Genomic DNA, 12,144 nt, shown 5'->3' on the forward strand with positions numbered 1-12,144 from the left:
CCCGCATCTACCGACCTTAAGGCTAGCCTTAAAGCTAGATCCTCGTCGGATACCTGCAACTCAACAAGGCGGCCCACCCCGGAGGAATACTTTACGACGTATGTCGCAATCGCTTCGATAGCCGATGGTGCTGCAGTTGGATCGGCGGCTTCCTAGGCTCATCGGCGCTCCTCGAGGCTTGTCTTGGCAGGAGAGTTTGCGGTCGCCATCGCGTGGTACGGCATTTGCTAATCTCGTTCCAGTCGTCTCGGCTCCCGGAGAAACACATGGTCGATGTGCCAGACGTTGTGCTGTCCGCACGAGAAAAACAGTGCTTGCGGTGGGTAGAGGAGGGCAAGTCATCCTGGGAAATAGGGGTTATATTGAGAGTCAGCGAGAACACCGTCAATATTCATCTCAAGAACGCGATGCGAAAGCTAGAAGTGACCACCCGATCCCATGCCTAGGCTAAATCCCGGATCTCAAGTGTGCCGTTGTTGCAACCACCGCTGTCGCGTTTACGACGTATGTTGCAATCGCTTCGATAGCCGATGGTGCTGCAGTTGAATCGACAGCTTCCCAGGCTGATCGGTGCTCCTCAAGGCTTGTCTTGGCAGGAGAGTTTGCGGTCGCCATCGCGTGGTACGGCATTTGCTAAACTCGTTCCAGTCGTCTCGCCCCCAGGAGAAACACATGGTCGACGTGCCAGACGTTGTGCTGTCCGCACGAGAAAAACAGTGCTTGCTGTGGGTAGAGGAGGGCAAATCATCCTGGGAAATAGGGATGATATTGAGAGTCAGCGAGAACACCGTCAATTTTCATCTCAAGAACGCGATGCGAAAGCTAGAAGTGACCACCCGAATCCAGTGTGCTATCAAGGCGCGGCGCCTCAAGCTTATTTGAAGTACTGGAGTGCTGCTGCCGTCACTTGTGTCGATGGCGAGGTATAACATACGGCGCTACGGCTACTCCATGAGATGGGATCGCATCTGCAGAGAGTAGTGGTTCGTTGTGAACGCAGAGGTATAATTACACTCCGGGGGCTATTACGAGAACGACGTTTATCTATTTCGCAGAAGGTCGTGGGGGCGCACCACTATAGGCCGGTTCTGATCGAAGGTAGTAAGTCTCAGGCTGAAGCGGGCAACCTTCACGCCAACCGGCGCCGCAGCGCGCAGCCAGATCTGATTGGCGTGCGGCCCTCTAGGACGTCGATATTGACGCAAGGGTCGAGCGGCAGCTCCGCTCCGCCGCGACTGGAGATTCTACGGCAGGCGATTGCCTTCGCCATGCGCTCCGGATTGATCCGCCGCACAGGAAAAAGAAGCGGATAGAACAGTGAACTGTGGTACCCATCACTCTAGTAGGTATGCAATTTCTCGCAGATCTCGCGAATTATAACGTATGAAAGAACTCGTCTTCCCCATTGCGGTGCGCAGCTTCAGTGTGTCCTCGCGGCATCGGGGGACGTCATCCGCATCGCGGATGTTGAGAAAGTGCTTGCTGTTTCACGCGTCAAGGCGGCCCAGCCGCGCAGTTATCGTCTCGACAGATTCTCGGGGTCTCGCGGACGCAGACGTCTTTCTCGCCGCGTTATCCGATCGAGCTGACACCGACGGGCCCCAGTCAATTGCTCCAACATCGCCCGATGATCGCTTGCCCGTGCTGGTGGCAGGCATCGAAACGGCCGGGTACTCCTGGTGCGGCTGCGCCGCGACAAGCTTTGGATGTTTCCTGGCGGGCACCGGAGCGGCCGCGAAACAGCGGAGCATTGCCTCTGGCGCGAGATCAAGCCTCCAGTATGTGGCGTTGCAGGATTTAGGCAAGCGCGAGGCGGCGAGTTGTCGTGCGTTTTTGTGCGCAACGTTGTGTTTGCAACGTCTTGGCGCATAGCAAGCAAGTGCGGGTTGGCTTTCATAAGGGAAAGCACGCACCACGCTTCGTTTCGCGTCCCGCTGTCCGCGCAGCGATCCGCGCACGGAAGCATCAGGCGATTGGCCCGGCTTTTGCTCTCCTGCTTGCTACGCCGTGCGGCTCCCCTGCTTGTCGGGATCGACCGCTGCAGAATGTGGATCTCTAATGCTTGCACAGATCACAATCGCCTCGGAGCCACCTGCGAGCTTCACGCTGCACAACGGCCTGCAGGTGGTGGTGATCCCCGATCATCGCACGCCGGTTGTGAACCAGATGATGTGGTACAGGGTCGGCTCCGCCGACGAGACCCCCGGCAAATCGGGATTGGCGCATTTCCTCGAGCACCTGATGTTCAAGGGGACGGCCAAGCATCCGCCAGGCGAGTTCTCCCAGACCGTTCTGCGCGTCGGCGGCGAGGAGAATGCCTTCACCTCCCCCGACTACACGGGCTATTTCCAGCGCGTGCCGCGCGAGCAGCTTGGTAAGATGATGGAATTGGAGGCCGACCGGATGACCGGCCTCATTCTCAAAGATGAGAACGTGCTGTCCGAGCGCGACGTGGTGCTGGAGGAATTCAACATGCGCGTAGCGAACAATCCCGATAGGCGGCTCACCGAGCAGATCAGGGCGGCGCTTTATCTCAACCACCCCTACGGCCGCCCCAATCTCGGCTTTCGCCAGGAGATCGAGAAGCTCGACCGTGAGGACGCGCTCGCGTTCTACAAGCGCTTCTACGCTCCGAATAACGCGATCCTGATCATCGCCGGCGACGTCAATCCCAAGGAAATCCGCCCGGTGGTGGAAAAGAATTTTGGCGACATTCCTGCACAGCCCGCGATCCCCGCGAAGCGCGTGCGGCCACAGGAGCCGACGCCCGCGGCCCCCCGCACCGTGACGCTCTCCGATCCCAGCGTCGAGCAGCCCACCTGGCGCCGCTCCTATCTCGTGCCGTCGGCTAGCACTGCGGCCGCAGGCGAGAGCCCTGCGCTCGACGTGCTCGCGCAGTTGATGGGCGGCGGGATCAACTCCTATCTCTACCGTGTGTTGGTGATCGACAAGCAGCTCGCCATCAGCACGAGCGCAAACTACCAGCGCACCTCGCTTGATGCCTCGCAATTCATGATTTCGGCCACGCCGAAACCTGGTGTCGGATTCGCCCAGATCGAGGACGCGATCGACAAGGTGATCGCCGAGCTGGCGCAAAATCCCCGGCGCGCCGAGGATCTCGAGCGCGTCAAGACCCAGTTGATGGCGCAAGCGATCTACGCCCAGGATGACCAAGCGACGCTTGCGCGCTGCTATGGCACCGCGCTCACCACGGGGCTCAGCATCGACGATATCCGAAGCTGGCCGGACCGCATCCGCGCCGTCACCGCCGAGCAGGTGCGCGAGGCCGCGCAGAACTGGCTCGACAACAAGCGCTCGGTGACCGGCTATTTGATCAAGGATTCTGCGCCCAAACCCAAGGAGAAGCGCTCGTGACCTATTCTCTCACTAGGCGTGCCGTTCTCGGTGGGGCCTCGCTCGCGATCGCGACGCTCGGCTCTGCACCATGATTTGCGCTACCAAGATCCAGCGCCTGATCTCGCCCGGCGGCATCGAAGCCTGGTTCGTGCAGGAGGCCACCGGCCCGCTGATCGCGATGAAATATGCCTTCGGCGGCGGCGCCAGCCAGGATCCGGCTGAGAAGCCCGGCGTCGGTCACCTGGTCGCCGGCCTGCTCGGCGAAGGCTCCGGCGATCTCGATTCCAAGAGCTTTCACGAGCGGCTCGACCGCCGCGCCATTGAGCTGAGCTTTACCTCGTCCCGTGACCAGTTTCGCGGCTCCTTGCGCATGCTCAAGGACAACAAGGATGAGGCTTTCGACCTGCTGCGGATAGCGCTGACCTCGCCGCGTTTCGATGCGCCCGATGTCGAACGGATCCGTGCGGCGGTGCTCGCGAACATTCGGCATGACTCTGCCAATCCTTCAACGCTCGCTCATCGCAAGTTCTTCGAAGTCGCCTTCAACGATCATCCTTATGGCCGGCAGGCCGGAGGAACGTTCGAGAGCGTGCCGAAGATCGACGTCCCCGATCTGAAGGACTATGTCCGCCGCGTGATTGCCAGGGACACGCTCAAGATCGCCGTGGTCGGTGACGTCGATCCAGAGACGCTTGGCAAACTGCTCGACAAGTCTTTTGGCAGCCTGGCGGCAAAGGCGCAGTTGACAGAGGTCGCCGATGTGATTGCGGCAAAGCCGCCGCAGCGCGTCTACGTTCCGCTCGACGTGCCGCAGACGGCCGTGAGCTTCGGCGGTCCGGGCGTCCGCCGCAGCGAGCCGGATTTCATGGCGGCCGATGTCGTCAACCAGATCCTCGGCGGCGCCGGTCTGTCCTCGCGGCTGTTCCGCGAAGTTCGTGAGAAGCGTGGGCTCGCCTATTTCATCCGTGAGACGCTGATCTGGATGGATCATTCCGCACTGTTCGTCGGCAATACCGGCACCCGCGCCGATCGCGCCGGCGAGACGGTGGAGGAGATCGACAAGCAGGTCCGCCGCATGGCCGAGGAAGGCCCGACTCAGCAGGAGTTCGACGAGGCCAAGTCATACCTGAAGGGCTCGCAGATCCTAGCGCTGGATACATCGTCAAAACTTGCGCACGCGCTGCTGCAATACCAGATCGACAAGCTGCCGATCGACTATATCGAGAAGCGTAGCGCGCTCATCGACGCGGTGACGCTGGACGACGCCAAGAGGGTTGCACAGCGGCTGTGGGGCCAAGGCCTGCTCACTGTCATTGTCGGCTGTTCCCCGCTGGCGCAGCCCAGTCGACCACCGCGCCATCGGCCGCAACGCCGCCGTCCACAGCTGAGTCGGCTACCGAGCCATCAGCCGCACCCAATTGACCTTTGTGTTCGTGAGGTGACATTCGGGGAGCGTCTTGAGGTCGCTGGTTCAATCCGGCTCCCCAATCAACTTGAAAAGCGCTCAGATAAAGACGGCGGATTTTGATTTCACCAGGGGAGGTTCGATCGCTCCCGCCCCAGCCACGCAGTCCTGAATTTGGTCAGGCTTGCCCTGCAACGCGACAATGGGCCGGAAATCCCGGCGTTTCGCGCTTTCAGCTTTGTCTCCAGACGCCTGGTCCGCAGAACTAGACGCGGAAATTGCGGAAAGTCTCCGGCCTGCCCGCGAAATATTCCCGTTTTGCGGAGACTAACGGCGGAGACCGGTTTGACCACAACTGTCGGCCGGGCGCCGCAGTCGAATTCGCCGTCGTCTTTAGCTCGAGGAGGAGCGAATGGATTCTGGTCACTCGAGTGCTGCCGCGCGGGAGAACGGCACTGTCGATATTGAGAACTGATAAGGCCATTAGACAGCGAGCGGCTTAAGCTCTAATTCGTCCTGCACTCGGGCATGTGCAGCCTCAGCGGCCTTCGAAAAAGGTCTCGGCTTCAGGATCAATGTATTATTTGAATAGCGGAGCCCGGATGAGTCCGGAGCTTCAATACCAGCAAATTTGTAGTTCACAGTCGTCTTCTTTCGTTCGCACATGCAGCATGAGTCATGCAACGAAAGTCGTCAAACAAAAAGGTAACTATTGGGGCATAAGGCTGCTTAAGGTGCAGCACAGATTAAGATGTGACAATTGGATTTCGGCAAATCAGGCCTATGTTTAAGGCGGGAGGATTGCCCATGCCTGAGTATCTCGAAGATTTGCAGATGCTTCGTTTGATTAAGTCATTTCGGAAAATCAAAGACCCGGAAGTTCGCCGCCTAATCCTGCGCTTTGTCGAGGAGAAGCTGACGGAGACCATGAAAGTGAAGGAGCAAAGCTGAGGGGCCGGACTGTTTTGCGAACGAACGGCCCCATGCCAACCATGGCTGGAGAGCGCATTGTCATCTCGCGCACAGCTCTTGAACCTGGTCAAGCGGTGAGCTTATTTCAAAGCCATGGACGATTATCCAGAACACCTTGCCCCTCCAAAAGACAAGAGGGGCGCCGTAGATCCCAGCAAATTTGATGAGTGGTGGATCACATCACAAGAAGAGTTCCCGACCGTGCCCCCCGAGGTCGCGAGGTATTGGCTTCATGAGCACTGGGGCTATTCATCCTTTTTCTGGCTCCCCTCAAGGCTGTACCGCTTTGACAAGGTGTCTTGGGCTGCAGAGACCTTGGGAAAAATTCTTTCCGACGATGATGATTTCGGGGATGAACACGTCAAGACGTTAAAGCGGGGCAAATGGCTCGTTGAAGGCAAGGAGATGGGGCCATATAGGACTGCCCGCTACATGCTGGAACATCGGACATTCCCTGTCCCAATAGTGGTCCTTGATAATAGAAATGGCGGCGTAAACGGCCTGCATGCGCGATCGCGTGAGTTTCCGAAAGCTTATATGCTGGTGGAGGGGCACCGCCGCTTCAGTATGGCATTGTTCTTGGCTCGGACAGGAAGGATTAGTCCCACGGTGCCGGTTTGGCTGATGACAAAAATCCCGGCTGGTGAGGCTGGGATATTCTCAACGATAGGTACCAAGATCTGGCGGGAGTGGGGTAGGAGGGCTGGGCAGAATGATGCAGTCGAAGATCCATCTCGCTGTAGAGGCGCTGCCACAAGCTCGCGCATACTTCGATTTAGTCTTTGTAGGCTCTCGCCCTTCGACCTGAACCACAACCGGCCTGTCAGGCGACGGTTGAGCTTGGCTTGGCCGTCGTCGAAAACGATCAAACCCGCTGACCAGGGATTGGCGCACATTTCGAGCGTAATCAAGTAGCTCGTGGCTTCTTCTCCGGCTTTCTGCGGTACGTGACCGAGATGTAATTTCCGGCCGGGACGTAGGCGATTGCCTCGTAACCCTCGCACTTCGAACAGCAGGGCAGGACGTCTTCATACGGTTGGCCGCACTTCGAGCACTGCTTCATGGCTTGCGCCCTCCCGTTGTGGGTGGAAGCGCACGGGGCTTAAGGGTGCATTCAGCGGAAGAGGTCGAGCTGGGGTGCATCGACGATGCCATTGTCCGGCTTGAACTTGGCGGTCATCAGGTCCTCCGATGCCCAGGGGAATTGCAGAAGCTCGCACGTAGGACAGGGCGAGTTCTCAGGCTCTGGTGCTTCCCGGGTCCACTGCTGGTGCTCCCAGTCGTGCCTATACCAATGTCGGAACATTCACTGCTCCTCGATTGGCTCATCCGCTTCGTACTGGCTATCGGTCAGGACTTCGGGCCGATACCTGGCCAGTTTCGCTTCCTCTCACTTCGGGCAAACCCTCGCGAGAGGAATACCGCGAGCGTCATTGCGCCAGCGGGACATGAGACCCGAACCACGGGGCAGGGGCGTGAGTCATCAGGCATTGAAGCCTCCTGGAAAATTATCGCCGAGCACATTGCAAGGTCATCAGCTCTCCACGCGGCTTCACCACTTGCGTGGTTTCCATGAACGCGCCAGCGTACCTACCGGAAGGTTTTACCGAGCTTGGGTGTAAAGTGTGCGTACGGAAAAGCGGTCACCCATCGCGGCCATTGTAGTTACCGAATTGCATTCGGCACACCTTACGGAAACAAGCGAAAAGACTTCTTAATTTGCATCCTGCATTTAGGGCTGGAGAGATGGCGCAAGAGTTTGGGCACCGATCATGAAATACCATCAAAGCGAATAGTTAGAAGCGCGGAAAAACGCGACGAATGTACTTTCGAAACTGGATGAGAGCATCAGCGACCCGATCGTAGCGATGTACTTTCTGCGAGGTAAGCGCCCGAAGCTGAAATGGTGGTAGGGTGAGCAAGCCAAGCGCCGCTGAGGAACCGCTGCTTCAACGCGAGCTGTGGCCTTGTGCTCCGACGAGCGAGTACGAGCTGGCGGTATTCAAGAAGCACGAAAACGATGAGCAAGACCTCAACAGCAGAAAACCGATACTTCGACCAGCTTGGTACCTGGCTGCAAAGCGATTGGCGCCCGTGCCCGATCTATCCGAATGAGCGGGCGGTCGAAAGATCCCAACCGCGTGGTGTGGCTGAGTGGGGACAGGCGGAGCACTCAAAGCCCACCACTTCTTTGCTGTCGGTCTCTCGAAGCGAGCCCACCTCGAATACGACGCAGACCACGAGGGTTTTGAGGAGCGCCACGGGCGACCCATGCCGAACTAGTCCGCAGGCAATGGGAGGCCCTTGGCGTCAGTCCTGGACCGTGGATGTTAGAGGGAATGGCGCCGAAGCGCGCGGAGTGGCTGAGGCGGGTTTTGGACCGTCTGTAAAAATAAATATCGGGACAGGCGGTGTGGGCCTAACAGTGAGGGGCCATTGATTTTGTTGGGTTTAGTCAGTCATTCGGTACGAATCTCGTGTTCCTAGCGAGGGAATGCGGTGAGGGGACGAAACCGAAAAACCGATGTCTCGCAAATGACTTATCGACATAGTAGCGGCAACGTTCGAGTCCGTGTGCCAGTCCCGATTCCTAAGTGATTGTTTGAACCGAGTATTTTGAGCCGCCTGTGTCAGTCATTTGACAGGATTTGGCAAATACCCCCTCCTGACAAAACCCCCGACAGAAAGATTCGGTCTTCATGTTTTTCAAATGGAGAGCTGCGTCATGTCGGACAAACTTCTGAAACATCCGCTGCTCCATCTTCCGCCATTTTGAGTTCTTGTCCCAGCCCTCGGCCTTCACCATGCGCGAAGTGATTTTGAGGCCTTCGAGGTTGGTGCCGTCCTTTGCGTTCGTCCAGGCAGTGCATCCGTAGTCGTCTCCCTCACCCTCAAACTTGAATTGAACGGCTTGGGCAAACAGACCGCTGCCATTGATAAGCGCGATGACAAACTGGCCGTACCAAGCCGGGCGGCCGTGAACTACTACGAGCTGTTGGGAATCGTGAACGGGCTGATGCCCATGTGCTTGAAGCGGGCAGCTAAATCTAAAAGGACAAGGCAGTTAGCCACGTTGCCCCGAAAGTTCTGCGGCAACAGCGTACTTTTAGACAGGGCTCCGGCCAAGCGCTGAGCCAGCCCTGAAGCCAGCTTGGGTGGCGAACATGTCGGCGGTGTCGACTGCGGCCCGACCTCAATTCCAGTTTTTGCGGCCTCGCGTACCGCAACCTCGGCCTGCGTGCTGGGCGCGTCTTGGCGCCCCAGCATCGTTTCTAAATCATTCACATCTCCGTCTTTCTATTGGTTCATCGTCGATATCATTAAAGAATCTTTGGTGATGGATTCGATGGTAATTGTGACCCGACACATCGATGAAATCGACGACTTGTGTCATCAGCACGGGTGATACCAACAACGGTGTTCTCGATATCGATTTTGCTGCTGGCACAGAGCTCACCGGGCTGCCGCTCAACGCACCCACTTCAAATCAAAAAAACAACTGTAATGCTAGGCTCGACTGACAAGCTGACGAGGCGACATAGAGGCCCCCTGAGGCCGCGCAATTAAGGAATGTGTTACTCATGCTCACCATATTGCTATTGCATATGGGTCGCGATTTGCGGCCATGGAATTCCTGAAGTGGTTTGAACCTGGGCATGCCGGGTTAGTCGGTCTCTTTCAAGAGGAGAGGCCCGATGTTTAAGGGCTTCACGGTCGTCGTTGTGGCGCTGATTAGTACAGCGCAGGTGGATCAATATCTAACCCACGGTCGGTACACCGACGCGGCCATGGCTATGCTGCGACAAATCGGTCGCGCCGTTGGATTTTAGATAGTTCCTTGCGACGGAGGCGCGTTATGGAAGGCATCTCATGGGCCGATCTCAACGGGGATGAACAACGCGCCATTGCGATATTGGGAGCCGGTCTTTCCATTGAACTGTGCTGCCCCCTTGCTCTCCTGATGTTAGGTCGGCTCGGTCTGACCATAGGGTCTCATTTGACGGCTGCTGGAGACAATTTGCGAAGAGATGCCGTTTCGAGGGGTGTCGCTGGGTAAGCGGTTCGGTGTCAGTCGATGACGACGGGGGTGGGAATGCCAAACGCAATCGAACTGATTGTGAACGGTTACGTTCGCTTGAACAATCGGAGGGCTCTGGATGATCTCAGTATACGGCGCCCGAAGCTAGGCGGTGGACCTAAAGGGTCGTGCAAGTTTTGATTTCTGGACAACCGTCCAGCAGATCGAGGAAGATATCGTCGTGATCGAGGCTGGGCTGGCGCGGTTGGATGGCGCGGGGACGAGCTAACCTCCCCGAAGCCGTTCGTGTTCAAGCTGCGATTGACGACGCGCAAGGGCGCGAGGATCGCGGCTTGGTTGCTGGTGATGCTGTAGCGGTTGCGCGTCTGAGGTTACGGACGACGGCGTAAACCTGAATTCCTCCCGAAGCCGATGAGGTGCACCCAAAAAGAAAGGCCGCCTGCGTCGCCACAAGCGGCCCAAAGTCTAGGGAGGAAACGCCCAAGGAGGTCAGCGATAGCGGGAGTGCTACCGCACGCCCTATAGATAAGGCGATCGCAGAGACGGCTCAATTGAACGTAAGGGGGCACGGACCGATACCAAGGTTTATAGCGCTTGCCCTTAAAGCCACACCACGATTGCCGGAGCGCAAGCCGATGCTGCAGACGTGGACATAACCGTAGAAGATCAGCCAGCTTTCCTCTCGGGCGTTGTGATCATGGCTCCGCGGGTGAGATGGGGCATTAAAGCGCCGCATGATGCCGCAGATAAATTGTCAATCTACTGGGGATCGGGGCGCCGCTTGACTACTTGGCGTCGTTGGTGTGGATAGGTCCGGTGTCAAGGTTAGACTGGACCCGGCAGCGCGCGAGCTTGGACCGCTGCTTTTGACACACAACGGACCTGCTTGCGGCCGCCAGCCGCCCCACTCGCGACAGGTTCATTTGGGCGGAGGCGGCAACGCTCCGATCTGGTCAGAAGTGCAAACCTATCGGGCACGCCCCAATGCTCCACGAGTTTCCCGCCAGCGAAACGACAGATGTCCATGACGTCTATGGTCACCGGCTTTCCAGAGCGCGGATCGAAGTCCGTTGCCTTGCAGCGCGCCCACACCGTGTCCTCAGTTTCGACTGAAGCATTCAGCGTGAGCTTCAAGTTGTTAATGCTTCTGCGAGCATTCTCGATCTGAGATTTCAGAATGTCTGGACCGGGAAGGTCGGTATTCGTCAGAGACTGATGCTCAAGCAGCCGCTCGGCGCAACTTCGTCTGCGACCGACAGATCACCGTGCGAGAAACCACGATCAATTATGGATTTGAAAATTTCAAGGTTCGAATGTGCCAAGAGTGCCCTCCAGTGCCTGAATTATCGGCGGTATCGTAACACAAGTCTGCCATGCTTAGAGGCAGCTCCTGGCCCGACTCGGACCTCCGGCCATATGGCATTTTGCGCCGCTACTAAGGGCATAGCAGACGTCAAGCGCGCCTTGACTAGCAGCACTCGACCTATGAGTAGACGGCCTACCCGAGCTCTGAGTGATACTCCGAGCACGCATCCCCGATCGAGGCCAGCACGTCGCAGACCTCGGCAACTGCCTCAGCGGCACAACGAACGCCGCACAATGATCCGCACGGACGCGAGCCTGGGAACGGACGGTGTGAGCGGCTGGTCCTAACCAATCAGAGCTTGCCAAGAGCATACTAGTAAACTCGACGCTGAGGCCGGTAGCACCAACCCTAGGCAATGACCCAGCATCTGCCTCGCACGATGCGACCCGGCCGCGCAGCAAAATGGGTGATTTTGGGGCGGGCGTCTCGAAGGATGCGCCGCAAGGACGACGGCGCCCGCCAGGTTCACGCTGCCGTGCTGCGCGGGCTCTCCGCTGTTTCCTTGTCCGTCTCCTTGTCGCGAGACAGCCATGCTGGAAAGCGAAGCAGGCGTTCGTTGCCGTCTTTCGGCAGCACGATGGCAGCTTCATTGGACGAACTCGGGAGGTCCAGCGCTACGTGGCCGACTCGCACCGCATCCGCGCGCTGATCCAGTTCGCGCAGCAGGGGATCGAGCACACTGTCGATTTCGGTCGCCACCGACACCAGGAAACTATTGAGCTCGCGAGCCTCGGGCACAACTGCAGCAGCCGACTCGATCGCCTTGGAGAGACCATCCACGACGGGTGCAAACGCGCCAGCGGCTTGCCTGATTCGGGATTTTATCGCTTCGATTTCGCCCAGAACGCGATCACGCTCCCGCCTGGTCTTCTCCTCCGAAAGGCGGGCTTCAATTTCGGCGATCTGGGCTGTCAGGGTCGTGGCTTCGGATGCGAGTGCATCGCGTCTTCCGCGCGCGCGATCAAGATCGCGGCTGAGATTGTCCACTAAATCGTCCTTTCCGAA

The 12,144-nt window shown here is 58.0% G+C and carries 8 protein-coding genes and 2 pseudogenes; 7 read left to right on the forward strand and 3 right to left on the reverse strand.

The features are described from left to right. The first annotated feature begins 266 nt into the window (after positions 1 to 266). The 6 genes and pseudogenes from ABIB90_RS41170 to ABIB90_RS41200 all read left to right on the forward strand — a co-directional run bounded on the left by ABIB90_RS41170 (position 267) and on the right by ABIB90_RS41200 (position 6,649). A complete protein-coding gene (locus ABIB90_RS41170; RefSeq protein ID WP_502918271.1) occupies positions 267 to 446 on the forward strand; it encodes a helix-turn-helix domain-containing protein in 180 nt (59 codons plus the stop codon). Between the two features lie 226 nt (positions 447 to 672). Beyond that, the gene (locus ABIB90_RS41175) at positions 673 to 882 is read left to right on the forward strand and encodes a helix-turn-helix domain-containing protein (RefSeq protein WP_354101508.1); all 210 of its coding nucleotides are present in this window, start codon (positions 673 to 675) and stop codon (positions 880 to 882) included. Between the two features lie 1,176 nt (positions 883 to 2,058). Continuing rightward, the gene (locus ABIB90_RS41185; protein WP_354202929.1) at positions 2,059 to 3,375 is read left to right on the forward strand and encodes a M16 family metallopeptidase; all 1,317 of its coding nucleotides are present in this window, start codon (positions 2,059 to 2,061) and stop codon (positions 3,373 to 3,375) included. Then, positions 3,372 to 4,723, forward strand: a pseudogene (locus ABIB90_RS41190) (M16 family metallopeptidase); the annotation flags it as partial. The gene ABIB90_RS41185 and the pseudogene ABIB90_RS41190, both read left to right, overlap by 4 nt. Before the next feature lie 846 nt (positions 4,724 to 5,569). Then, entirely contained in the window at positions 5,570 to 5,713 is a 144-nt protein-coding gene (locus tag ABIB90_RS41195) for a hypothetical protein (protein ID WP_198034819.1), read from the forward strand. A 114-nt stretch (positions 5,714 to 5,827) separates the two neighbouring features. Next, positions 5,828 to 6,649, forward strand: a complete 822-nt coding sequence (locus ABIB90_RS41200; RefSeq protein WP_354202930.1) for a hypothetical protein — start codon at positions 5,828 to 5,830, stop codon at positions 6,647 to 6,649. Positions 6,650 to 6,848: 199 nt separating this feature from the next. Here the strand turns inward: ABIB90_RS41200 and ABIB90_RS41205 are convergent, their stop codons facing one another. Continuing rightward, positions 6,849 to 7,040 (reverse strand): hypothetical protein, encoded by a 192-nt coding sequence (locus ABIB90_RS41205; RefSeq protein WP_354202931.1) that lies wholly within the window; start codon positions 7,038 to 7,040, stop codon positions 6,849 to 6,851. Between the two features lie 1,845 nt (positions 7,041 to 8,885). Here ABIB90_RS41205 and ABIB90_RS41210 point away from each other — a divergent pair. Next, positions 8,886 to 9,140 (forward strand): hypothetical protein, encoded by a 255-nt coding sequence (locus tag ABIB90_RS41210; protein WP_354202932.1) that lies wholly within the window; start codon positions 8,886 to 8,888, stop codon positions 9,138 to 9,140. A 1,458-nt stretch (positions 9,141 to 10,598) separates the two neighbouring features. Here the strand turns inward: ABIB90_RS41210 and ABIB90_RS41215 are convergent. Beyond that, positions 10,599 to 11,003, reverse strand: a pseudogene (locus ABIB90_RS41215) (ester cyclase); the annotation flags it as partial. Between the two features lie 601 nt (positions 11,004 to 11,604). Further along, the coding region (locus tag ABIB90_RS41220) for a hypothetical protein (RefSeq protein WP_354202933.1) at positions 11,605 to 12,144 on the reverse strand (540 nt) is incomplete at its 5' end.

It is taken from the genome of Bradyrhizobium sp. JR4.1, assembly GCF_040548605.1.
Lineage (GTDB): Bacteria > Pseudomonadota > Alphaproteobacteria > Rhizobiales > Xanthobacteraceae > Bradyrhizobium > Bradyrhizobium canariense.

Coding starts and splice junctions, on each gene's coding strand:
- ABIB90_RS41170 (WP_502918271.1), top strand. CDS start 267: ATGGTCGATGTGCCAGACGTTGTGCTGTCCGCACGAGAAAAACAGTGC.
- ABIB90_RS41175 (WP_354101508.1), top strand. CDS start 673: ATGGTCGACGTGCCAGACGTTGTGCTGTCCGCACGAGAAAAACAGTGC.
- ABIB90_RS41185 (WP_354202929.1), top strand. CDS start 2,059: ATGCTTGCACAGATCACAATCGCCTCGGAGCCACCTGCGAGCTTCACG.
- ABIB90_RS41195 (WP_198034819.1), top strand. CDS start 5,570: ATGCCTGAGTATCTCGAAGATTTGCAGATGCTTCGTTTGATTAAGTCA.
- ABIB90_RS41200 (WP_354202930.1), top strand. CDS start 5,828: ATGGACGATTATCCAGAACACCTTGCCCCTCCAAAAGACAAGAGGGGC.
- ABIB90_RS41205 (WP_354202931.1), bottom strand. CDS start 7,040: ATGTTCCGACATTGGTATAGGCACGACTGGGAGCACCAGCAGTGGACC.